This window comes from Paenibacillus sp. FSL R7-0272, from assembly GCF_037969905.1.
In the GTDB taxonomy this organism is placed as follows: domain Bacteria; phylum Bacillota; class Bacilli; order Paenibacillales; family Paenibacillaceae; genus Paenibacillus; species Paenibacillus polysaccharolyticus.
This window is the reverse complement of sequence record NZ_CP150221.1, coordinates 18155-40259: the sequence shown is the minus strand read 5'-3', so window position 1 is coordinate 40259 and position 22105 is coordinate 18155. Positions and strand designations below refer to the sequence as shown.

Sequence of the window (22105 nt, the reverse complement as noted above, 5' to 3'; positions counted from 1 at the left end):
GGAATCTATAAGCGTCTGCGACATGTCGGCACCTCCCGCATAACGGGAGGCAATTGGTTATCAAAACCCCTTATTCGGGTTTGGCGTTTTGTTTCTTGGCTTTTGCACGTCCGCGGATTTTCTCCGCATAACCTGCTTTGTTTTCCTGACGTGGACGAGCAATCGCCAGATCATTCTCAGGAACGGAATGTGTTACGGTGGAGCCTGCAACGACATAAGCGCCTTTACCAACCGTAATCGGTGCGATCAAATTAACGTTGCTACCTACAAAAGCATCATCTTCAATGGTTGTTATAGCTTTATTATATCCATCATAATTGACCGTTATTGCCCCGCAACCAACATTTACGTTCTTACCTACCTGCGCATCCCCGATATAACTGAGATGTGACACTTTAGATCCTTCATCAATTGTAGCATTTTTCACTTCAACAAAGTCACCAATTTTTACGTTACGACCTAACTTGGTGCCAGGGCGCAGATTGGCAAAAGGACCTACGGTTGCATCAGGACCAACTTCTGCCTGGGATAGCACCGAATGTTTAATCGCAGCACCATCTTGGATGATACTGTCTTCAATATCTGCATGAGGACCGATATGACATGCTTCACCAATCGAAGTAGTGCCTTTAAGAACGGTTCCCGGATACAGTACTGTGTCTGATCCAATCGTAACATCTGCTCCGATATATGTCGATGAAGGATCAATAATCGTTACCCCGTTCAACATATGGCGCACAGCCAGACGTTCCCGCATATATGCTTCTGCTTGTGAAAGAGCAAGTCTGTCATTAACCCCGATGGACTCCGCGATATCGTCAGACATATAAGCTTCGACGACTTCGCCCTCGCTCTTGAAAATGCCGACAACGTCTGTCAGATAATACTCGCCCTGCGCGTTCTGGTTCGTAACCTTCTCCAGTGCCGCAAACAGCTTTGCATTGTCAAAGCAATACGTGCCTGTATTAATTTCCTTTACGGCATCTTCTTGCGGTGTGCAATCCTTTTGTTCCACGATACGCTGTACGGAACCGTCTTCCCCGCGGATCACGCGTCCGTATCCCTTAGGATTATCGAGCTCAGCTGTGAGTACTGTAGCGGCTGCGCCACTTTCCTCATGCAACTTCATCAGACCTTCCAACGTTTCGCTGGTAACGAGAGGTGTGTCGCCACAGACTACAATCGTTGACCCATGTTCATTGCCGAGCAGGGATTTGACCTGTTTCACGGCATGACCAGTACCGAGCTGTTCCGCTTGAAGAGCGTACTCCGCTCTGGAACCTAAAAATGACTGCACCGCTTCGGCCCCATGTCCGACAACAACTACGCTGCGTTCAACGCCCGCGCGAAGCGCTGCATCCAGCACATGTCCGACCATCGGTTTACCGCATACGGGATGCAGTACTTTGTACAATTTGGATTTCATTCGTTTGCCCTGCCCTGCGGCTAGAACAATTGCCATGCGTTTCAAAATTAACGACCTCCTGTTCTGAAAACCCCATTGAATTCCTTACACATTCATCTCCAATGAGAATCATTCAGCCGGCTTCAAGCCGGTCTTGTTCATCGCCTGCTGTCTCTGTAATCACGCGTAACAACATAGTCACGAGTGGATCATGACCTCATAAGTAACGCCGTGTACCTGCGAGCTTAACTGAATCCCAACGATTCCTAAGATGCCGCTCTGCTACCGAACGCAGGATGCGCTCCGGTTCTCTTTTGAATAAACTCAATACTGAATATATCTTATTCCGATCAAAAAGAAAAGAGAGCCATAAGACATGGCTCTCTTTTCCTTCGAACCCCAATAATGTTCTCAGGCACCTTCTTCAATGACTTCTTCCTCAGTAGCTGCACGATCGTACTCAGTTAATACTGCTGCCTGAATCTTCTCACGCGTACCAGAAGAGATCGGGTGGGCGATATCACGGAACTCTCCGTCAGGAGTCCGCTTGCTCGGCATTGCAACAAACATTCCGTTGTTACCATCGATGACACGAATGTCATGAACGACGAATTCGTTATCGATGGTAATGGATGCGATAGCTTTCATTCTCCCTTCCGAGTTAACGCGGCGGAGTCTGACATCCGTAATTTGCATGTGTGTGTTCACCACCTTTTTCCATCAGAACTTGGTGTATAATTCCACACAGCCTATACGAACTCCTTCTTTTCACGACCATAAAAATATCCTAATTTCAGGAATTTTTTTATTTAATACACAATTCGACAACGTTAGTGCCAGGTCGATGGAAAAGAACCTTTCCCGACATGTAATTCGTCATTATTCTACAGGTCGAAATAGTTACCCGGCGAGACAGAAATGTGTCTGCTCTTGGCATCAACCGCTGTCAGCTTCGCGAGAGATACATAATCCGTCAGCAGACGCTCCTCTGAATCTACCGAACCCGATTCCACCAACACGCCAACTCCCGCCACCGTTGCATTGAACTCTGCAAGCAGATCAATCATGCCTTGAACGGTACCTCCGGCTTTCATGAAATCATCCACGATAAGTACACGGGAATGCTCTTTCATCGCCCGGCGAGATAGGGACATGGTATGCAGACTTTTGTGCGATCCCGATACATAATTAATACTTACGGCCGATCCTTCCGTAGCCTGATGGTCCCTGCGAACGAGTACAACAGGAAGGTTAAGCTGGGCTCCAGTCGCATAAGCTAGCGGGATGCCTTTGGTTTCCACCGTCATGACTACATCAATATTCATATCGCCAAAAGCCGTTGCAAAGATTTTGCCCGCTTCATTCATCAGGGCCGGCTGTCCAAGAAGATCTGACATATACAGATACCCTCCCGGTAAAATCCGATCCGGCTGCGCAAGCTGTGTAGACAGCCGCTCAGCAAAAGCAAGAGCATGTTCTTCCGATACTTTCGGAATCCACTTCACCCCACCAGCAGCTCCTGCCAGCGTATGCAGTTCTCCCGACCCACCTTCTTCAAACACTTCCTTGATAATAGCCAGGTCCTCGCTAATGGACGACTTGGCAGCACCATAACGTTCGGCAAATGTGGTGAGCGGAATCACCGTATGTGGTCTGGATAATAAGTATTGCGTCATTTCAACCAGCCTTGCGCTTCGTTTTAACTTCTTCACAGAGATCCATCCTCACGATCACGGAAACATCCAAATCCGAATAATTATTTAAAAATATAGCACCTTTATACGTGTTTGTACATTATAAATAGTAAATTTACGTTAACAACCGTACAGCGTATACCTCTTTGCAGAACCCCCGAAGTCCGTTATAAATACGTGCAACTTTGGCTTCTTTGGACACAAGTCCAAATACCGTTGGTCCACTGCCAGACATCAACACTCCGTCTGCTCCAAGACGAATCATCGCATCTTTGAGATGTTGCACTTCCGGATACAGCTTGAGCGTCACATCCTCCAGCACATTGCCCAGCTGACTACACACCTCTGTAAAGGATTGGCTGCGAATCGCCTGCTCCATTCGGGATGCACTTGGATGCCGAACAATCTTGTCACTTCGGAATCGTCCATATACATCTGCTGTGGACACATTGATTGGAGGTTTGGCTAAAATAACCCAGCATTGAGGCGGATTAGGAATCGGGGTTAACTTCTCCCCCCGCCCTGTTGCCAGTGCAGTGCCGCCTGTAATACAGAACGGAACATCCGAGCCCAGTTCTGCACCCAGCTCTTGCAACTCCTGATCCGGTATATTCAGCCGCCATAGACGGTTTAATCCACGCAACGTTGCAGCTGCATCACTGCTACCGCCGGCAAGGCCAGCAGCTACCGGAATTTTTTTATCCAGATGAATGTGGACCCCTGTACGCACGTTGTAACGTTCTTTAATTAGTCTTGCCGCCTGAAAGGCGAGATTCTTCTCATCCAGCGGAATATAACCCGCTTGGCTTGAGATGACAATTGTATCTCGAGGAAGTTCCGACATCTCCAGTCGATCAGCCAGATCAACCATCGTCATGATCATTTCAACTTCATGAAATCCATCACTTCTTTTATGTAGAACATCCAACATCAAATTAATTTTAGCAGGCGCTTTTTCGTAAATTTTCAAGACGTTCACCCGTCCTCACCTTTTCCCTAAGACAACTTAACATATTATATCAAAATGGGGCTGTCAAGTCATTTGTATTCCACATCTATGGGGAAAAAGCGGGGTGATTCCTGAGAATTGCCCCGCTCTCCAATCTGGATGAACCTGATTATGATTTACGCGCTGCTTGCTCAGCCATTTGAATCGCTCGTTTCACCATGTTACCGGCATCCTTGGCTTTAATTCCGCCCCAGCCTTCCTGCTGAACGGTATCATAGAAGCCCAGATCCTTCGCCAGCTCGTACTTCAGTTCCTCCGACATGACACTTCTTCTTCTCCGACTCATGAACCATCCTCCTCCAGATCTTATTCAAGACACAATGAGTCCCTTCAATTCGGGATTGTTCATCCCCAAGCCCCAAGTCCTGGTTTAACATCCCCGTCTTAACAGAGAGCTTTCCCAGGACCTGTCCACATAGTATGCCGCCTGCATTCCATAGTCATTCCTGCATACAAAAAAGCGACCCACCTATAGGTGAATCGCCCGTAAACCAATGCTTACGTTTCCATGTTGTAAGAGCTAGTCTCACTGCCCGGGTCAAAGACCATGACTTCCACAGACTCCGTAAGTATATCCGCATAGCTGTATGATACTCGCTTGAAGGTTTCTTGTTCCTCATCAAGCTTTACAATAAAAACAGAAGGGTACGTTTCTTCCAATACACCCGTACGCTCAATCGTCTTACGGCGGCCACCATTAGCCCGCAGCGTGATTTTCTGACCAATATGTGCATCGAGATTGCGTTTGATATCCAACAGCGTATTTTTAGCCATTGTGGACGTCCACCTCTTTTCTTGTCCATTATACTGTATTTTACAGTCATTGTCAAATCAAAGCTAAATATTATATCAGCACTAAAAAGTCGTTGTCAATGAATTTTTTCGCAAAATAAAAAAGCCCTTTTAAGGGCCTTTTTCGAATCGCAATGTGAACTTCACATGACTTCATTATTGTACTGCCACATGAATAAATCATACTGCGGATGGATTCACTTTTAGCGTAGACAGATCATTAAGTCCCGGCAATCCTACCCGGTAACTTCCCTTCGTTTCCACACCGCCTACACCTTGGATGCCGCTAATCGTGTTATGCAGTATATCATTCATGTTCAAGGTATCACGAACAGACGTGAAGGAAGCCTTAGCAGCCACGTAGACCGGATCAAGTGCATGAATGAGAATTCGCCCTGGCGAACTAGCAAAGTTCGCACCCGCACGCAGCAGTGCTTCAAAGTGAGACTGGCATGCTCCTGCAATAATCGTCAGCGCATCCAAATGGCGCTCGTATTGCCTTGCAACCTGAATAGCCGAGACAAAGTTTTGTGAATTTTTATAGCTCCCCAGACTGTAGAGGTCATAGGGCTGACGTGTCTTTAACACACCATCATGACCCGTGATCACAACGATATCCGGACGAACTTTGGGTAGCAGACGATATAACGTATCAGCCATCGCTGACTCATGTACATACTGCCCTTCTGCAGGAACACGAAGCTGTTCATACAGATTCATACTTTTCTTCAGATAATTCGGGTCGCCATCCAAATGCAGTACCTTACCTGGCATTTCAAAATAGGCGGGTTCTTGCTGTGCAGTCCATTCTTGCATCAGGCCTTCCCGATTACGCTCAGCCTGCTCCATGCGATTCTGCTGCAAGCGTGAGAGCGTCTGATGAGCTTTAATATGTGCCTGGCGTGTTTTAGCGCTCTGTGGTTCATAAGGAACCTGTATCAAATCGTTCACCGGGGAGTCTGCCAGCAACCGGAACTCAGTCCCTTTAATGACCGCAGCGTCCGACTGGAGTCCTTCTACCCGGAAAGTCACATCGCCGCCGTATGACTTCCGAACGACCAAGTCTCCGATATTCATCACCATTATCACCTCTACCCCATCGTATGGGCAGAGACCCGGATTGGTTCATTGAAATTAAAGCTCGCCGCGAACCCCAGCTTCCCACATTACGGTGCTAAGAGTTGCATACTCCTGTAGACTCAATGTCTCACCACGCCGTGAAGGTTGAATACCTGCCTGCTCTAACAGGATGTCTGCCTGTTCTCTGTTCTCCTTGGTGAAGAAACGAGCTTTGAGATTATTGGAGATTGTTTTTCTCCGCTGGGCAAAAGAAGCCTGTACTACCTCGAAATAGTGTGCTTCGTTCGGAACCTGTACTGGTGGGTGCTCACGCACCTTCAGTTTAATTACCGCCGACTCTACATTAGGCTGTGGGATAAATACCGTAGGCGGCACCACACAGACCAGTTCTGGCATACTGTAATACTGCACGGCAATGCTTAGGCTACCATAATCTTTGGAACCTGGTGCAGCCGCCATGCGTTCAGCTACTTCCTTCTGTATCATGACCACAATGCTATCCACTGGCAACTTTTCCTCCAAAAGCTTCATCATGATTGGAGTCGTTACATAATAGGGCAAGTTCGCTACTACACTTACCTTATCAACGGAGGCAAAGTCCGTGGCAAATAGTTCTGCCAAATCCAGCTTGAGTACATCTCCATGGTGAACGCGCACGTTAGGGTAGGGTTCCATCACTTCTCCAAGAATCGGTAACAGGCGTTGGTCAATCTCAACCGCTGTAACAGGACCCGCTATACGCGCAAGACGCTCTGTAAGTGCTCCGATACCCGGACCAATCTCCAGCGCTCCCTTGGACTCGTCCAAATCAGCCGCGCCTACGATTTTGTTCAAAATATTTTGATCGATCAAGAAGTTCTGACCCAGACTTTTTTTGAAAGAGAATCCATGCTTTTGAATAATTTCTTTGGTACGTTTGGGTGTTGCTATTTCAATGGTTTGCTCCATATCCTTCATATGCTCACATTCCTTCACGTTCGATTTGCGCTAATGCAGTGGAGAACTCTTCTCTTGTAATCTGAAATACACTCAGCCGTTTATGGAACTGCTTGCCGTTACAATACCCGATACCAAGCAGATTACCCATCTCCATACGTCGTGCGGCTGCTTGTGGGTGTATAATCAATCCTGCTTCAATGAGGTCCTCCCAATCGATTAGACTAGGTGCGCCCTCATAGGATGTGTGTACGCGAGCAAGTGCATGACGAATTGCTTCCGGTGAAGCATTCTCTACTCCGATATCTCCTTTACGCGTTGCATCCGCTTCTGGTATGAAGGCATGTTTGCAACCAGGAACCTTATTGGCAATAATTTTACGGATACGCTCTCCCGCATGATCCGGATCCGTCAGGATAATGACGCCACGTCTCTCTTGAGCAAGTGCAATTCGCTTCAGAATACGCTGATTAATGGCAGAGCCTCCGGTTTCAATCGTATCCGCTTCGACCGCCCGACGAATCGCTACCGTGTCGTCACGACCCTCCACAACAATCACTTCTTTTATCATGTTCCTTTTCTTCCTTTCTAACGCAAAAAGAAGAGGAATATCCTCTTCTCTGCCAAACGGCGGAGGAGACTGAATTCAGACCCCTCCGCCGCATATTCCGCATGAATCATTCATGCAACTATTTTATAGCATTCCCATTTCAAAGTAAAACGATTTTAGTTCGCTTCCGGCTTAACTGGACCAATCACATAGACCGTTTTGCCTTTTTTACGTCCGAAATTCAGGGCGTGCTTCACACTGTCGTAATAAACGTCAATTTTGTTGCCTTTAATAGCGCCGCCTGTATCTTCCGCACGACGGAAGCCGAGGCCCTCAATGTATACCCACCAGCCGATTGGAATGACCTTGGGATCAACTGCAATGGTGCGCCCCTCCGTTACACGAGTACCGGAAGCTGTTTTTGTACCAATACCCGGCTCTTCAGAAGAGTAGGCTGTCATCGATACATTTTTCAAAACTTTAGAGTATTTAAAAGAATTCCCGGAGACCGTAATCACCTTGCTGCCCGAGGCAGATGTTTTCTTCGAGTTCGTTGTTACAGCTTTTTTGGTCGTTGAAGTTTTGGCAGATACCAATTGAACCTCAGGTTCCTTCACAACCGGCTTAGCCTTCGTACCTACCGCAATCACTTTATCTACACGATTGGTGGCGACCGTTTTACCTACCACTTTTTTGGAGACGAGTTCTCCATCTTGAAATACCTTTTCGATATGTTGCACAATTGTGCCTTCCTTGCCTTTCACTACAACACGGTTATCCCCTTGGAACAAACTTGGGTCTGCCGTTTTCACAACCTTGTAAGCAATCGGTTGTTTCACATCCACTGTATGCTTTGTTACACGCACTACACGAATCTTCATATCCGCTTTAATTGCGGTTCCGAGCGCTGGATACACTTTATCATGATCTTCAACTTGAATACCTGATTGCTGAATTACACCCTGTACCGATGAATCGGTTGTATAAAGAGTCTTGGTGTCTCCGTCTGCCGTGATTTTAACTGGAACGGCCCGCTCAATAACGATTCGGTCTCCGTCGGTAATCGCCCCATTCATGGGCATGGATACCTTGTCGTGAGGGCTGACTGTGATTGACTGCTCCTCCAGCATTTCCTGAAGCATTCCTGTACGAGTCTCTACCACTTGAGCTTTGCCGTCAATAACCAGTGAAACCTGCTTCCCGGCCTGACCGTAAACGACTAACAAGATCATGATTGCAAGCGCAATTGAGAATATCGCGATCAATGCCATTTGACGCAAGTTCTCATGCTTCCACCGCAACGCGAAAGACTTACTGGATGATCGTGACTCATGGGTCTCTTCTGGTTGGAATATGCCCACTTCTCCGTCCTCCTTCATAGCCTCGCCGTCTAAAGTAATGCATGATGTCTTTGACGCGACTATAACAATTTTTCTACAGAACACAGATCAGAGATAATGACCGGTTCTGCACCATGAACCCCTCTTCGCAACATGATGTCATCCTCCTGAATACATACCGTATGATGACAATATTTCTTTTATTCAAAACAAAAAAAGCCAAAGAAAGAGTGTAAGAGACCCTTTCGTGGCTTCCGAATGATTTTGAATATCGGAAATTCATGCACGAGGTTGCCTCTCTTTTTCCGCTTGCGAGGTTAGCTGTCGGGTTCGGGCGAAAGAGAGCCGCCCTATCTTAGGTCACCCGCTCATGGCGGACGCCCTTGAATTCACCCCGAGACCCAAAGAAGAAATCAAATACGGCTTCGCAGAACATTCCGCTGCTTTTGGGTCAGCGAACGATGCGCACCGGCTAGAATCACCGATGTTTAAGCCCTATTGGTTCCCCCGCTCTCCGTTAACGGAGACTCAGCGAGATTGATTCATGAAAGTAATGTTGTCTCATCGGAAAGTGTCCCTTTGTTCATCCCCCGAACATCTGTCCAATTTTCCGCGCAACAATTCACTGAAAAGATGATATCCTGTTTTGATGCATGTTGTAAAGCGCGGATCAAGTACGTTTTTCTAAATATTTGGTTAAAATATTGTAATATTCTGCAATTATTCGAAACAAAGAGCAAATTACCTCTCTCTATCTCCCTTTTTCACCCGATTTACTCGTTTTCTTATTGAATCCCAAATCGTTCCATGGCATTTTTGGTGGTAATTGCAGCAATTTCCTCTACCGAAATGCCTTTAATTTCCGCAGCTGCTTCAGCAACCAGACGTACATGCGCTGTCTCATTTCGTTTTCCACGATAAGGATGAGGTGTAAGATACGGGGAGTCCGTTTCTAAGAAAAATCGATCCATCGGAACCTTGGCGAGCACCTCTTTCGGTTGCTTGGCATTTTTGAAAGTGACCGGTCCTCCGAAGGACAGATGGAACCCTAAATCCAGACACATTTTCGCCGTTTCCCAGCTACCGGAGAAAGAATGCATCACACCTCCAACCTCACCAGCCTTCTCCTCACGTAAAATACGCACAATATCCTCATGAGCATCCCGATTATGGATGACAATAGGCATACTCAATTCACGTGCCAATGCAATTTGTTGTCGTAATACGCGGTGCTGTACCTCCTTAGGGGAAGTGTCCCAATGATAGTCTAGACCGATTTCGCCAATTGCTACCACTTTCTCATGTTTGCACAATGATGCAATCCATTCGAGATCTCCCTCTTGCATCGTAATGGCATCCACCGGGTGCCAGCCTACAGCTGCGTGGATAAAATCATACGTTTCGGTCAGTTTCATTGTCGTTGGAATCGTCTCCCGATTAAAGCCGATATTAATCATGCGAGTAACTCCGGCCTGAACTGCCCGTTTAATCATGTCCTCTCGGTCTTCGTCGAATTGTGGTGCATCCAGATGAGTATGTGTGTCGAATAACATGCTTTCTCGTTCTCCCTTCATGTCGAAAGTCAAATGCCGATGATTTTTTCATGGGAACTCCTCTTATTCTTGTACAGGAATTCTTGCGTTTGAATTTCAAATTTATTTTTTTGCATCATTAAATGATTGGGACAAGCATCAATTTCAGTATTTTCAGTTTTAGCACTCAAGCTACTATATATAGAAGGAAAATAAAAAGTCAAATCAACATCTTGCAAGAAAAGGCGTTAGAAACTGTATAATTACTCACTCGAATTACAAAATTATGTCGATCTACACATCCTCCCCATTAAAGCAGATTACTGTATCATGTAAAATAGCTCTCTTAGAAAGTCTTTTGATATCAAAATGTTTCACCCTGCTGCATCGACTCAAGCTTATAGAAAATAGGGGCGTATATGGGACGGTAATTCATGAAGGATGGCATCCACCTTGTTTTGCGGATAGTACAGATGATGTTTGCCCAGATGAAGTCCACTGATGGAACGAACAATATCAGAAACTTCTGACAGCTCATGCAACTTGTCCTGCCGATCGAGCAGAAGAATTTGCTTATCTGTGGATTGATCTGGACGAAACACATCATACGGATTATCCGTCGGAAAATCAATTTCAAGATCGTACTCGGGATTCAATCCTGCTTGTACAAAAGCTTCCCGAATCTCTTCAATGATGTCCAAGTCGATCTGTTCAAGTTCCACATATTTATATAACCTGCGATCCATAAAACGTTCGCACAACTCACTTAGAACAGAATCGTCCTCCTTACGCCACTGCATAAAGGCTGTTTGAATTAACGATTCATCAAGCTGCAGATATTCATGAACTGAAATTTCTCCTTCAAACAGTTTGGGCAGTGGCTCTACCATGAAACGGAATGGAAAGCCTTGCTTCACAAGTTCTTTTGCCCGCTTAAAGATTTGTCGCAATATAATCTCGGAGCTACGCGTCACAGGATGGAAGTAAATCTGCCAATACATCTGGTATCGTGACATCAGATAGTCTTCCACAGCATGCATACCAGACTCTTTAACTACAATTCGTCCATGAAATGGACGCAGCATGCGCAGAATACGATCCAAGTCGATCGTGCCATAATTTACTCCTGTAAAGTAGGCGTCCCTGAGCAAGTAATCCATTCGGTCTGCATCAAGCGGACTGGTTACCAGGTTCACGACAATCGGTTTATCATACGTCTTCTGGATAACGGAAGCCACTTTTTCATCAAAATCAGGAGCATACCGTCTTAGAATCGCCCCTACTTCGGTATCACCCTTGATAATGCGGCATGTCCAATCCTCATGATTCATGTCAAAAGCCTCTTCAATTGAATGAGAGAATGGTCCATGTCCGAGATCATGAAGTAAGGCGGCGCACAACGTCACCAGCTTTTCTTCCTTGGGCCAGTCCGAATAGTGGCTACGTTCAAACTGAGAGATGATTTTTCGGGTAATTTCGTATACACCTAACGAATGGGAGAACCGACTGTGCTCTGCCCCGTGAAAAGTAAGATAAGATGTCCCTAATTGACGAATGCGGCGTAGCCTCTGAAATTCAGGTGTATTGATCAATTGCCATATAATCGGTTCTTGCACATGAATATAATTATGTACCGGATCTTTAAATACTTTTTCTTCCGTCAGACGATGTTCCATTTCGATTCACTCCTTATAAATTGTTCTCTTGCCATAAAGAATAGCGCGTCCAGCTTCAATTTTCACCAACAATTCGACATATAATGACGAATTTTGTCGAATAAAGCACTTTTGTCGTTTTCCAAATCGACAAAGCTGACATGGATGTTTAAATACGAAAAATTGCTTCCAATCCCTTACCACCAGCAAACTTAAGAAAAACACCCTTTATTTTAAGCTAATTTTAAGGTTGACTGTTTTGGGAATCGTTGGTATGATGGGTATCATAAAACATAAAATAATGTCGAATAATGACAATGATAGTTAGCTGAGAGGAGCACTGATTATAATGATGAAATCAACAGGTATTGTAAGAAAAGTGGATGAACTGGGACGGGTAGTTATTCCAATCGAATTGCGTCGTACACTCGGTATTGGCGAAAAAGATGCTTTGGAAATCTACGTTGATGGTGAGCGCATCATGCTCAAAAAATACGAGCCAGCTTGTATCTTCTGTGGTAACGCTGAGAACGTAACTTACTTCAAAGGTAAAATCGTTTGTAACGAATGTATTTCTGAAATCCCTGCACCTGTAGCAAAATAAGAAAAACAAGTATACTGGAATTATTCAAATCGTTAATTCTAACCTTTTTATATTTCCTTATCGCCTTCCTGGTGTAATATCACCTTGGAAGGTTTTTTTCTAACTTTAAGAGCAGACACATATCTTTCACATTTTGGTGTGCTGCTCTTTTTACATTTTAAGGTTATATTAAGCTTGGTTTTAATCTCTCTTTAAGGTAATTACAACTAAATTTGGTATTTTTGAAGTTTTAGACTACCCAATTAACGCATTATATACGTCCCGTTTTGCCAAACCTCGATCTACTGCTGTTTTTTTCATCGCATCTTTACGACTGTTTCCTTCATTTTCATAGTGTTCCACGTGTTCTTCCAGCGACAAAACCTGCCACCAAGCTTCCCGTTCAGCCTTACGTTCCTCTTCCCTGATTCCTTCAACCAACAAACAATATTCACCTAGAGGCGGGTGCTCTTCGAGCCACTCTATGCATTCCTTCAGACTACCTCTAACAAATTCCTCATGCCGTTTGGTCAACTCACGAGCCAGTACAATGGAACGTTCGCCCAAAATTTCCTCCAGATGCATTAACGTTTTACGAATCCGGTGAGGGGACTCATAGAAAAGCAACGTACCATTGGACTCATTGAAAGCTTCCAGCACCTTACGTATGTCCTTTTTCTCTCGTGGCAAAAAACCACCAAAGGTAAACCTTTCCGTAGGTAATCCGGATACGATCAGTGCGGATAATGCTGCATTCGGACCAGGAATCGGTATAACCGTAATTCCGGCTTCAATTGCAAGCTTTACCAGATCAGAACCTGGGTCAGAAATAGCCGGTAAACCGGCATCGCTTACCAGTGCCAAATTTTTTCCTTCTATTATATAGCGTATCAGTTCAGGGCCACTTGCCCCCTTATTGTGCTCATGATAGCTGAACAACATTGAAGGTGTAATCTCAAAATGAGTGAGCAACTTTCGCGTCTGACGAGTATCTTCAGCGGCTATAATATCGCAGGCCTGTAACGTCTTGATGGCCCGGAAGGTCATATCCTCCAAGTTTCCAATCGGTGTCCCAACCAGATATAACTTACCTGCATGTTCGGCCTGCTCATTAAAGCTTTTCTGCACTTGTAAAGACATCTAGTTTCCTCCTTCCTTCGAGCGTTCAACATCCTGCTGACCATAGTAGATCTCCATAATCTCATTACAGTAGCTTCCCTGTTCATTGTAAACAATAAGTGGCGGCAACATGCGTACCTCCGGCTTGCCATCTTTCATCGCTTCAATTAACACCATGTTCGCTTCCAGATGAGCACGCGGGTGCACCATACGAATACGTTTGGGTTCCAGCTTGTATTCACGCATTAATGATATGATCTCACCGAGGCGTTGCGGTCTATGAACCATGGATACTTTGCCACCATTACGCACAAGACGACTGCATGCCTGGATGACTTCCTCAAGGGTACATCCGATTTCGTGACGTGCCATAGCCTGATGGGTGTTCATCTTGAGGTCACTTCCATTCAGCGGCATGTACGGGGGATTCACCGTAATGGCATCATATACTGCATGTCCTGTTTCTTTAACCAATTCGCGCAAATCTCCCTCACGAATATGGATGGACTCACCCAATTCATTCAGCTGCACACTCCGGCGTGCCATATCGGCCAATCTGGGCTGGATCTCAATGCCTTCCAGGCTTGCTTGTGTACGTGTTGTCAGTAATATAGGCACGACCCCATTTCCTGTGCACAAATCCAGAACACGTCCTCGTTTCGGCACAGAAGCAAATCGGGCCAGCAATACAGCATCCATAGAAAAACTGAATACTTCATCACTTTGAATAATTCGCAAATTATGAGAAAGCAGATCATCGACCCGCTCCGATTCCTTTAAAATTACTTCTTGGTCTGTCATAGGGTACTCTCATCCTCCGGTACGTTAAACGTTTATAACCTTGAAAAAAAACCGTAGGGAATCCCTACGGTCACTTCATTTATTCAAAAAAGACAGGCAGAACAGACAATCGCCTTCCGTCCGCAAGTGTCCATAATAGACATTGCAGATATGGAATCCTTCATGATACAGCCGAGCCAGGTTGTCATAACCCTCGCCCACTACATCTTCACCTGGAGCTGGACCCGCAGGTCTTGCGACAGGAGCAAGAGCAGATGAGATCGGCAGATCTGCTGGCGCTTCACGCTTAAGCAGTTTGCGTAACTGCTCATTTTCGATGGTAAGCCGCTGATTATCTTCCAGCAACTCTTTCACAATCATTTTTAATTCTGCTAAATCACCGTGCAACTGACCCATTTGGGTTTCCATTTCATGAATGTGCGTAAACAGATTTTTCTTTTCCAAGTTTCCACCCCGAAGCAACCTTTATGGTTTACTTGATAACGACGTCATCCAGCGGAAGTTCTTTGACTTTACTGATGTCGAACAGTTGAACATGCACCGTGCGGTTACCGGCATTAATTCCGACAACTTTGCCTTCACCCATTGAGGTGACGACCAGTTTGCCTACAGCTGGCAATTCTTCTCTCACGCTCTCGTAATTATCATGCTCAAATTTCAGACAGCACATAAGTCTTCCGCACAACCCTGAAATTTTCGTCGGATTCAGTGACAGGCTCTGATCTTTAGCCATCTTGATAGACACAGGCTCAAAATCTCCCAGCCAAGAGGAGCAACACAATACACGGCCGCAAGGCCCTATTCCACCAAGCATTTTTGCTTCGTCGCGAACACCAATCTGTCTCAGTTCAATTCGTGTCCGGAAGATGCTTGCCAGGTCCTTGACCAGCTCGCGGAAATCGACTCTGCCCTCTGCTGTAAAATAAAAAATAATTTTATTGCGATCAAACGTGAATTCTACATCGACCAGCTTCATTTTGAGGCCATGGTCTCTGATTTTATTTAAACAAGTGCCGAATGCTTCTTTGGCTGCACGCTTGTTCTCATCCACCACACGGGCATCTGTATCGCCTGCAACGCGGATAACCTTTTTGAGCGGCAAAACCACATCAGCCTCGCCCACTTCCTTCTTGCCCACGACAACCTTACCATACTCAACCCCTCGCGCCGTTTCCACGATCACGCAGTTTTCTTTCTCAATGGGAAGGTCCAGGGGATCGAAGTAATAAATTTTGCCCGCCTTTTTGAAACGGACACCCACTACACTGTACAAAAAATTAACCCCCTTGTAAGCCAACCCCACTTCGTCTGAAGCCCTGACTTCTTAGGGAACCCGCCGAAGTTATAACCGTTTGCATAGGATTGGAACTCACGCGATCCTCCACTCTTATGCCAAACCGATCAAAAATTGCTCCAGACAAAGCTGGCCATTGACATTAAAACGCAATTTTTTTCTGCATGCCGCGGCCAAATCCATATAGGAGACCCACTGCTCTGTGCTGCGGGTATGTGCCAACTGAGACAGCATGTCTAACTGATCTATAAAAACGATATGTTCATGCCTACCATACTGAACATACAGCATGTCCCTAAACCACAAATGGAACAAACTAAGCAGCATGTCCAGGTGTTCCGAGAGTCCTGTTTTGAAAAGCTTCTGCTGTGCCGAGATCAAAGATGTACTTCCTCTGCCCAGGGACTCCTTCCCTAATTGTAACATTACGTTTCTAATTTCTGCAAACCAATTCTGCTGGAGAATTTCTCTACATGCTTCCAATCCTGACGCTAAATGGACGGCAGACCGTGCAAGATTCGCAGGATAACCTTCCTCGATCAACGATTGAAGCATTTCCTCCGGATTCAGTGCACTGAACGGCACCATCTGAGAACGTGAGCGAATGGTAGGTAACATGGCTTGTCCATTATCTGTAATCAGAATTCCAACCGCCGGAACTTGAGGTTCCTCCAGAAACTTCAACAAGCTGTTTGCCGCTTGAACCGTCATTTTCTCAGCTTGCTCTATAATATATACTTTGGGATGCCCCGCCTCTGAACGGTAAGAGAAAATGCGTTGCAAATCCCGAATCTGATCTATTTTAATGTTATTTCCATCCGGTGCAAGCATCGTCAGGTCTGGATGGTTTCCATGTTCTACTTTGCGGCATTCAAGACATTGCCCGCAAGCGTCATCCTCAAGCTCTGTGCAGAAGATTGCCTTGGCAAACGCCATTGCTGTCTGTAACTGCCCACTTCCAGATGGACCGCTAAACAAATATGCATGACTGATGGCCTGACGTCTCAAACTGCTCTGTAACAATTGCTTGGCTGCCTGCTGACCCATAATCTGTTGAAAGGACATACTTCCTCCTCAGAAGCTTAAATTAATAAGCATTCCCCGAATTTCTCCTACTTGTTGCAAAAGAGAGATTTTCCCCTCTTCTGTATCCAGTAATTCATCTGCCATAGATAACAGAGCAGAGTCAATCTCATCAATAAGCTTATATCGTTTACCCCTGCCCCGGCGATCCCAACCCCTTGTCTCTTTCATAGATACACCACGGCGGACCGTCTCTTCCAGAAATCTTTTGACAAGCTGTTTATATGCTTTCAGTTCACGAATCGTCATGGATCGAGCCAAACGATCACCCTGAAGCTGGATTTCGCTTAATCGGCGGTTGAGCTCTGCTTGGGAAGCACGTTCTCCCTGGTGATTCATCATATCAGAGAAGTTTTTGGATTGAACCGGCTTTGAGCCTGAATCATTCGTATTGATTCCAGTCTGTAGCGGTCTGAATCCAGGATTGATTTTCATGGACACGCCTGCTTTCTATCATCGTTAGGCCAATCGCACATCAGCACAGAGCGCATTGCGCCTGTGCGTAAGATGGGCCTTATAGGTTGAGATACACTGTATATATAATGGTAGAAAGATAGTCTTATCTACGATTGTATTCTAAGTCGCCTCTCCCAGAAGAAGCATATTATTTCGGAATAAAGTCTCCTTTGGGAGAGAGTGTGCCGGTTCTTGTTATCAAGAAGGGCGCTCCATAAGTGGCACGTATGCATACCGGATACATCCTTCGTTATCATCATGCAAGATGCAGTCATGCTATCGATAAATGAAAAACACTCATGGAGTTCATCTGCGAAACCGGATTAGAAATGCTCGAAACGATCTACTGGAAGAACAAATACAGTTGCTCCACCAACTTGGACCTCAACAGGCAGCGGCAGGTAAGAGTCGGTCGTTCCGCTCATCGGTGTAACCGGAGTTACGAGCTGTTCACGAACCTTACAGCTGCTGCGAATGACATTCATAACGGATTCGACTTGACTATCATCGACACCGATCATAAACGTCGTGTTGCCTGCCTTCAAAAATCCACCGGTACTGGCAAGCTTGGTTGCCCGAAAATTCGCTTTGACCAATGCACTGGATAATCGGTTGCTGTCTTTATCCTGTATAATCGCAACAATCAGTTTCATCCTGCATAACCTCCTTTATAATAAGCACTTCTAACAGCATGCCCTGTCTATATATTAGACAATTACTCGTCAAAATCCTTCAAAATCCCGGCTTCTAGCGACAAAATCATCGCTTTCTCTACCTCATCCGGGGTCTGTGAAGCATCAATAACTTGGATACGCTCCGGAAACTGTTTCTGAAGCAAGAAGTAAGCTTCACGTACTTTGCGATGGAATTCCAGGTTCTCCAGATCAAGACGATTCACTTCACGACCATCATGAGCTTCAATTCGGCCAAGCCCCTGTTCTGGCTCAATGTCCAGGTAAAGTGTCATGTCCGGCATCAGATCTCCAATAGCAAAACGATTAATTGCCCATACATTCTCAATTCCGAGGCCGCGCGCATACCCTTGATAAGCAAGACTGCTGTCTACAAACCGATCACAAATCACGGTTTTGCCAGCTTCCAGTGCAGGCTCTACCTTCTCCGCCAGATGCTGACTGCGTGCGGCAGCATAGAGCAGTGCTTCGGTTCGTGCATCCATCGCCGTATGAAGAGGATCGAGGATGATACTACGTATTTTTTCTGCAATCTCAATTCCGCCAGGCTCTCTTGTGACTACGTAGGGTATACCCCGTTTTTCAAAATACGAACCGATCCTGCCGATCATCGTTGTTTTCCCCGATCCCTCTCCTCCTTCCAGCGTAATGAATTTACCTCTGCCCTGCATATGCTTCCCTGCTTTCTGTATTCATTGCTGCATCCATTCATGGCTATTATGCATGTGCCTAGACCCTCTTGCTTCAAGATATGATTTCCTTCGCCCAGAGGTGTATAGTTAAACAACTGCATTTAATAACTCAAAAATAATACAAGCTAGTTTTTCTTTCTATCATACTATAAGGTAGCTTTTCCTCCAACATGAAACGTTAGTCCTTTTTCAACCATACGACTTAGTTTCAAGACCCCCCTTGTCATGAAGCAGGGCACTGCTCGCTGGGAGCTGCAAGATTACTTTTTCTATGACTCAGGCTTCATGACTTTTATTTTCTGATACATATGATCTGAGATCCCCTGAAATTTGGCTCCTCCATCGCGTAGAATTCGAATTCGCTCAGCAATCTTTGAACTTATTCGCTCGCCGGGATACACCAGTGGAATACCTGGAGGATATGGAATAACCATCTCCGCCGACCGATATCCTGCGCAGTCTTCGATTGGAACTACGATCGTATCCCTCTCTATTATCGGTTGCAGGGAGAAAGCAACAGGCTCTGATAAGCGTTCACGATCTTCTATATTGTTCCACGTGGAAACATAGATTGGAGGATCAGTCTGAGTTTGAGAAGCCGTCCTAACAGGCGCAGTTGACTCCAGTGAATGCTCTAGCTTGTAGGCAATGTTAATATGCCGTAAAGCCTGTAACACATGCTCCGCATCCTGCAATGTGGAGCCAAGACTGAAGAGCAGGACGACGTACCGTTCGTCGCTCATCTCTGGCACGCAGCCGCAAGCTTCCAGCTGTTGCTGCAGCCCATAACCGCTCAGTACCCCTGTGTCGTCATATATGACGACCTTGAATGGGTCCTGAGCGGTGTATCCTTGGCGGCCAGGCAGCGCCGCCGGATTTTCATTGCCGTAGGCCGGCTCCTGTTGCAGCGAATCTGCAGGCTGCAACAACTGGAAGCGCGGTAGCTCCGCGAGGCCGCGCTTCAATGCTTTCACGGCGGCAAGCCCTGCCGTGAAGGCATCGGCGCCGTGCACATGCAATAGCCGGCGCGATAGATCAAGCGAAGCCATCACCGGGTAGGATGGGCTTGAGCTTTGCACCATGGCCAGACGTTGCCGAAGCAGGGGCCGATTCAATCTCGGCCCCTGAATGTGCAACATGGCTCCCATGGTGAATGCGGCCAGCATCTTATGCGTCGACTGCACTACACCGTCCGCTCCGCAGGACAGTGCAGACACAGGCAGCTCCGGATGCTGCCCATAATGGGCGCCATGCGCTTCATCCACGAGTAGTGGCATGCCTGCCTCGTGGCAAACCTCGGCAATGGGTGTCAGATCCGCACCCATGCCATAATAATTTGGCAACGTGACGAATACACCCTTTGCCTCAGGATACCTCTGGACAGCAGCCTGGATCGTCTCAATAGACGGCATGACAGCAAGTCCAGATTCAGGGTCAACCCACGGCTCCAGAAATACTGCCCTTGCGCCAGCTAACATCAGTCCATGAATAACCGATTTATGTACGTTACGCTGCACCAGCACAATACTACCTGGCTCATCACAGATCGTTAGTAATAAAGACAGGTTGCCTGCTGTACTTCCTCCAACTAGAAAAAAACTTTCCTCTGCACCGAAACAATCCGCCGCCAAGTCCTGTGCTTCCTTGATCACTCCCTCAGGATGGTGAAGATCATCCGTACCCGTAATCTCCGTAACATCCATCTCCATCATGTCCAGATAAGCACGCACGGGTACAACATGTCTGGATTGATCTGTATCCTTCAAGGAGTAATCTGCAACAACAGAGATCTGCTCTCCCTCTTTACCGGTTTCTATAATATCTCCTATCTCTTTTTTTTGAACATCTTCAACTGTATTGAATTGTTGCATCCATTGGTAATAGACTTGTCCATTTTTATGTCCTGGCACATGATATGAACGCTGCTTCGAATCACGATATGCAAGCAGTGCTTCATATAGAGGAGCCCTTTTTTTTCCTACACCTGATGTATTATATTCATTCATAAGATATCCATCCTGTAACTGTTATTTTCGTAAAACATAAATCTCCACTCTTTATTTCAGCATACGCTTTCTGCACAAGTCAGACAAGGTAATCCCCTCTCCAACAAAAAAAGGCCTCTCGGGCCCCTATATAATCATTCATATTGATCATATAAATTTCTAACTTCACAGTGAAGCATATAACGTCCTTTAAGCGTTCTTTTGCACCCAAATCTGTTTCATCTGATGAATAAAAAAGTTATACTTCGCATCCTGCGCATCGGTGTGAACCATCTCTGCTTCACAAGCATCACATATGAATTCAGATACAATAAAAATGCCTTCTCTCTTCCGTTGCTCGCAAATGATACATGTGTGTTCGGCATGTTCTTCCATGAACCATCCCACCTTGTTTTACGTTTACTATCAGTATTGCACAGTTTCTATTATTTTAAACATTTTCATAGTGCTTTCTTTCTATAAAATATATATATTCGCCTATCCCTTAATAGGTGTCTGTACAGAAAATATACATAGTACTGTCCCAAGTCACGTTTATTCTTGACCTGCAACCTCTCCCGCTTCCATGAAACAACAAGGGATTTCTCCATGCAGATTCAAACTGATTCAAACTACGATATAATAACCTTAAAAAAACTTGGAAACTCAGCCGATAAATAAGATATGATAACGATAACAAAGTCCTATCTGCAACACTAATTATTTCATCAACACCTTTATCTCTCTCCATACATATGTATACACCAATCTATCACGTACTCGTAAATTTGAAGGAGGATTTAAAATCGTATGATCGCCGAACCGGAGAATAAGGCAACCTTTTATCAGTATCGCCTTCTGAAAAAAAAAGCTATCGCTCGTAGCGTTATATACAGCTACCTGTGTCTACCTGTTATCATGCTCATCTTTAATCTGCTTGCCTTCTCCTGGAACGGCCTCTTCTTCTTTTTACTGGCAGGGCCGATTACCGTCTGGATCCATTATGTCATTGCCAGAACTATATTGTTACTCGTTCGCACCTCGTATGCCAAGCGTTGGCACTGGAACCTGCGTATGCCTTGGTTTGGCTATATACCAGATCAGCACTTTAGTTACCGCATGTTTGTCCGAGTTCATCTGAATATGAGCTGGATTGGATTGTGTATCATTACTGTGTGCATGCTATGGTCTCCAGTCTCCTTTACGCTTTCCCTTATATTCTGGCATCTGTGGTTGCTTGGACCACGCCTATACGTAATACTCATTCTATCTCGTGGACGTAAAGATGGTCTTATTAAATTAAATGATCAGGATGTCTCTTATTACTTGCAGTGAAAAATAGTTCTATTCGTTGTCCTTCTCCAAAAAGGTTATCCACAGTGGATAACCTTTTTATTCTCTTCTCTC

24 protein-coding genes and 1 riboswitch are annotated in these 22105 nt (G+C 45.6%); of the genes, 2 read left to right on the top strand and 22 right to left on the bottom strand.

All coding sequences use genetic code 11. The annotated features are described in order from the left end of the window. Nucleotides 1-70: 70 nt before the first annotated feature. The 12 genes from glmU to MKY23_RS00130 all read right to left on the bottom strand — a co-directional run bounded on the left by glmU (nucleotide 71) and on the right by MKY23_RS00130 (nucleotide 12014). Nucleotides 71-1471 carry a bifunctional UDP-N-acetylglucosamine diphosphorylase/glucosamine-1-phosphate N-acetyltransferase GlmU gene (gene glmU / locus MKY23_RS00185; RefSeq protein WP_339834373.1) on the bottom strand — a complete coding sequence of 467 codons (1401 nt, stop codon included), beginning with the start codon at nucleotides 1469-1471 and terminating at the stop codon, nucleotides 71-73. A 345-nt stretch (nucleotides 1472-1816) separates the two neighbouring features. After that, nucleotides 1817-2101: a septation regulator SpoVG gene (gene spoVG, locus MKY23_RS00180; RefSeq protein WP_017691372.1), complete on the bottom strand. Its 285-nt coding sequence runs from the start codon at nucleotides 2099-2101 to the stop codon at nucleotides 1817-1819. Nucleotides 2102-2289: 188 nt separating this feature from the next. Then, entirely contained in the window at nucleotides 2290-3117 is an 828-nt protein-coding gene (gene purR / locus MKY23_RS00175) for a pur operon repressor (RefSeq protein WP_090924607.1), read from the bottom strand. Nucleotides 3118-3214: 97 nt separating this feature from the next. Beyond that, complete coding sequence (gene ispE, locus MKY23_RS00170) at nucleotides 3215-4069, bottom strand: 4-(cytidine 5'-diphospho)-2-C-methyl-D-erythritol kinase (protein WP_154892105.1); 855 nt, start codon at nucleotides 4067-4069, stop codon at nucleotides 3215-3217. A gap of 148 nt (nucleotides 4070-4217) precedes the next feature. Then, entirely contained in the window at nucleotides 4218-4394 is a 177-nt protein-coding gene (locus tag MKY23_RS00165) for a small, acid-soluble spore protein, alpha/beta type (protein ID WP_090924606.1), read from the bottom strand. 212 nt (nucleotides 4395-4606) lie between these two features. Next, complete coding sequence (locus tag MKY23_RS00160; protein WP_090924605.1) at nucleotides 4607-4882, bottom strand: Veg family protein; 276 nt, start codon at nucleotides 4880-4882, stop codon at nucleotides 4607-4609. Between the two features lie 198 nt (nucleotides 4883-5080). Then, nucleotides 5081-5977: a sporulation peptidase YabG gene (yabG, locus tag MKY23_RS00155; RefSeq protein WP_090924604.1), complete on the bottom strand. Its 897-nt coding sequence runs from the start codon at nucleotides 5975-5977 to the stop codon at nucleotides 5081-5083. 57 nt (nucleotides 5978-6034) lie between these two features. Further along, nucleotides 6035-6928, bottom strand: coding sequence for a 16S rRNA (adenine(1518)-N(6)/adenine(1519)-N(6))-dimethyltransferase RsmA (rsmA, locus tag MKY23_RS00150; protein WP_154892106.1), 894 nt, complete (start codon nucleotides 6926-6928; stop codon nucleotides 6035-6037). Nucleotides 6929-6941: 13 nt separating this feature from the next. Beyond that, on the bottom strand, nucleotides 6942-7487 hold the full coding sequence (rnmV, locus tag MKY23_RS00145) for a ribonuclease M5 (protein ID WP_090924602.1): 546 nt from the start codon (nucleotides 7485-7487) through the stop codon (nucleotides 6942-6944). A gap of 155 nt (nucleotides 7488-7642) precedes the next feature. Then, nucleotides 7643-8827, bottom strand: a complete 1185-nt coding sequence (locus MKY23_RS00140; protein WP_090924601.1) for a 3D domain-containing protein — start codon at nucleotides 8825-8827, stop codon at nucleotides 7643-7645. A 269-nt stretch (nucleotides 8828-9096) separates the two neighbouring features. Next, nucleotides 9097-9350: riboswitch (cyclic di-AMP (ydaO/yuaA leader) on the bottom strand. Nucleotides 9351-9591: 241 nt separating this feature from the next. Continuing rightward, on the bottom strand, nucleotides 9592-10359 hold the full coding sequence (locus tag MKY23_RS00135; protein ID WP_154985694.1) for a TatD family hydrolase: 768 nt from the start codon (nucleotides 10357-10359) through the stop codon (nucleotides 9592-9594). 377 nt (nucleotides 10360-10736) lie between these two features. Beyond that, the gene (locus MKY23_RS00130) at nucleotides 10737-12014 is read right to left on the bottom strand and encodes an HD domain-containing protein (protein ID WP_090924599.1); all 1278 of its coding nucleotides are present in this window, start codon (nucleotides 12012-12014) and stop codon (nucleotides 10737-10739) included. Between the two features lie 328 nt (nucleotides 12015-12342). Here MKY23_RS00130 and MKY23_RS00125 point away from each other — a divergent pair, with 328 nt between their 5' ends. Further along, nucleotides 12343-12597, top strand: a complete 255-nt coding sequence (locus MKY23_RS00125; RefSeq protein ID WP_017691383.1) for an AbrB/MazE/SpoVT family DNA-binding domain-containing protein — start codon at nucleotides 12343-12345, stop codon at nucleotides 12595-12597. A 234-nt stretch (nucleotides 12598-12831) separates the two neighbouring features. Here the strand turns inward: MKY23_RS00125 and rsmI are convergent, their stop codons facing one another. The 10 genes from rsmI to MKY23_RS00075 form a co-directional block, all read right to left on the bottom strand. Continuing rightward, entirely contained in the window at nucleotides 12832-13716 is an 885-nt protein-coding gene (gene rsmI / locus MKY23_RS00120) for a 16S rRNA (cytidine(1402)-2'-O)-methyltransferase (RefSeq protein WP_154892097.1), read from the bottom strand. Then, on the bottom strand, nucleotides 13717-14496 hold the full coding sequence (locus MKY23_RS00115; protein ID WP_339834358.1) for a tRNA1(Val) (adenine(37)-N6)-methyltransferase: 780 nt from the start codon (nucleotides 14494-14496) through the stop codon (nucleotides 13717-13719). It abuts the gene before it with no gap. 75 nt (nucleotides 14497-14571) lie between these two features. Further along, nucleotides 14572-14940 (bottom strand): DNA replication initiation control protein YabA, encoded by a 369-nt coding sequence (locus MKY23_RS00110; RefSeq protein WP_090924596.1) that lies wholly within the window; start codon nucleotides 14938-14940, stop codon nucleotides 14572-14574. 28 nt (nucleotides 14941-14968) lie between these two features. Further along, nucleotides 14969-15769: a stage 0 sporulation family protein gene (locus tag MKY23_RS00105; RefSeq protein ID WP_090924595.1), complete on the bottom strand. Its 801-nt coding sequence runs from the start codon at nucleotides 15767-15769 to the stop codon at nucleotides 14969-14971. A gap of 114 nt (nucleotides 15770-15883) precedes the next feature. Then, nucleotides 15884-16855, bottom strand: coding sequence for a DNA polymerase III subunit delta' (gene holB, locus MKY23_RS00100; RefSeq protein WP_090924594.1), 972 nt, complete (start codon nucleotides 16853-16855; stop codon nucleotides 15884-15886). 9 nt (nucleotides 16856-16864) lie between these two features. After that, nucleotides 16865-17308 carry a YaaR family protein gene (locus MKY23_RS00095; protein ID WP_090924593.1) on the bottom strand — a complete coding sequence of 148 codons (444 nt, stop codon included), beginning with the start codon at nucleotides 17306-17308 and terminating at the stop codon, nucleotides 16865-16867. Between the two features lie 344 nt (nucleotides 17309-17652). After that, nucleotides 17653-17982, bottom strand: a complete 330-nt coding sequence (locus MKY23_RS00090; RefSeq protein WP_047914178.1) for a cyclic-di-AMP receptor — start codon at nucleotides 17980-17982, stop codon at nucleotides 17653-17655. Between the two features lie 62 nt (nucleotides 17983-18044). Next, the gene (gene tmk / locus MKY23_RS00085; RefSeq protein ID WP_090924592.1) at nucleotides 18045-18692 is read right to left on the bottom strand and encodes a dTMP kinase; all 648 of its coding nucleotides are present in this window, start codon (nucleotides 18690-18692) and stop codon (nucleotides 18045-18047) included. 290 nt (nucleotides 18693-18982) lie between these two features. After that, on the bottom strand, nucleotides 18983-20719 hold the full coding sequence (locus MKY23_RS00080; protein ID WP_339834344.1) for an aminotransferase class I/II-fold pyridoxal phosphate-dependent enzyme: 1737 nt from the start codon (nucleotides 20717-20719) through the stop codon (nucleotides 18983-18985). A 189-nt stretch (nucleotides 20720-20908) separates the two neighbouring features. Beyond that, on the bottom strand, nucleotides 20909-21094 hold the full coding sequence (locus tag MKY23_RS00075) for a sigma factor G inhibitor Gin (RefSeq protein ID WP_090924590.1): 186 nt from the start codon (nucleotides 21092-21094) through the stop codon (nucleotides 20909-20911). Nucleotides 21095-21508: 414 nt separating this feature from the next. On the opposite strand from MKY23_RS00075, the gene MKY23_RS00070 reads away from it, so the two are divergent. Then, complete coding sequence (locus MKY23_RS00070) at nucleotides 21509-22033, top strand: hypothetical protein (protein ID WP_090924589.1); 525 nt, start codon at nucleotides 21509-21511, stop codon at nucleotides 22031-22033. Nucleotides 22034-22105 lie beyond the last annotated feature (72 nt).

Excerpts from the sequence above, each read along its gene's own strand:
- spoVG (WP_017691372.1), bottom strand. The coding sequence starts at position 2,101 with ATGCAAATTACGGATGTCAGACTCCGCCGCGTTAACTCGGAAGGGAGA.
- MKY23_RS00165 (WP_090924606.1), bottom strand. The coding sequence starts at position 4,394 with ATGAGTCGGAGAAGAAGAAGTGTCATGTCGGAGGAACTGAAGTACGAG.
- MKY23_RS00160 (WP_090924605.1), bottom strand. The coding sequence starts at position 4,882 with ATGGCTAAAAATACGCTGTTGGATATCAAACGCAATCTCGATGCACAT.
- yabG (WP_090924604.1), bottom strand. The coding sequence starts at position 5,977 with ATGAATATCGGAGACTTGGTCGTTCGGAAGTCATACGGCGGCGATGTG.
- rsmA (WP_154892106.1), bottom strand. The coding sequence starts at position 6,928 with ATGGAGCAAACCATTGAAATAGCAACACCCAAACGTACCAAAGAAATT.
- rnmV (WP_090924602.1), bottom strand. The coding sequence starts at position 7,487 with ATGATAAAAGAAGTGATTGTTGTGGAGGGTCGTGACGACACGGTAGCG.
- MKY23_RS00135 (WP_154985694.1), bottom strand. The coding sequence starts at position 10,359 with ATGTTATTCGACACACATACTCATCTGGATGCACCACAATTCGACGAA.
- MKY23_RS00130 (WP_090924599.1), bottom strand. The coding sequence starts at position 12,014 with ATGGAACATCGTCTGACGGAAGAAAAAGTATTTAAAGATCCGGTACAT.
- MKY23_RS00125 (WP_017691383.1), top strand. The coding sequence starts at position 12,343 with ATGATGAAATCAACAGGTATTGTAAGAAAAGTGGATGAACTGGGACGG.
- rsmI (WP_154892097.1), bottom strand. The coding sequence starts at position 13,716 with ATGTCTTTACAAGTGCAGAAAAGCTTTAATGAGCAGGCCGAACATGCA.
- MKY23_RS00115 (WP_339834358.1), bottom strand. The coding sequence starts at position 14,496 with ATGACAGACCAAGAAGTAATTTTAAAGGAATCGGAGCGGGTCGATGAT.
- holB (WP_090924594.1), bottom strand. The coding sequence starts at position 16,855 with ATGTCCTTTCAACAGATTATGGGTCAGCAGGCAGCCAAGCAATTGTTA.
- MKY23_RS00095 (WP_090924593.1), bottom strand. The coding sequence starts at position 17,308 with ATGAAAATCAATCCTGGATTCAGACCGCTACAGACTGGAATCAATACG.
- MKY23_RS00090 (WP_047914178.1), bottom strand. The coding sequence starts at position 17,982 with ATGAAACTGATTGTTGCGATTATACAGGATAAAGACAGCAACCGATTA.
- tmk (WP_090924592.1), bottom strand. The coding sequence starts at position 18,692 with ATGCAGGGCAGAGGTAAATTCATTACGCTGGAAGGAGGAGAGGGATCG.
- MKY23_RS00080 (WP_339834344.1), bottom strand. The coding sequence starts at position 20,719 with ATGAATGAATATAATACATCAGGTGTAGGAAAAAAAAGGGCTCCTCTA.
- MKY23_RS00075 (WP_090924590.1), bottom strand. The coding sequence starts at position 21,094 with ATGGAAGAACATGCCGAACACACATGTATCATTTGCGAGCAACGGAAG.
- MKY23_RS00070 (WP_090924589.1), top strand. The coding sequence starts at position 21,509 with ATGATCGCCGAACCGGAGAATAAGGCAACCTTTTATCAGTATCGCCTT.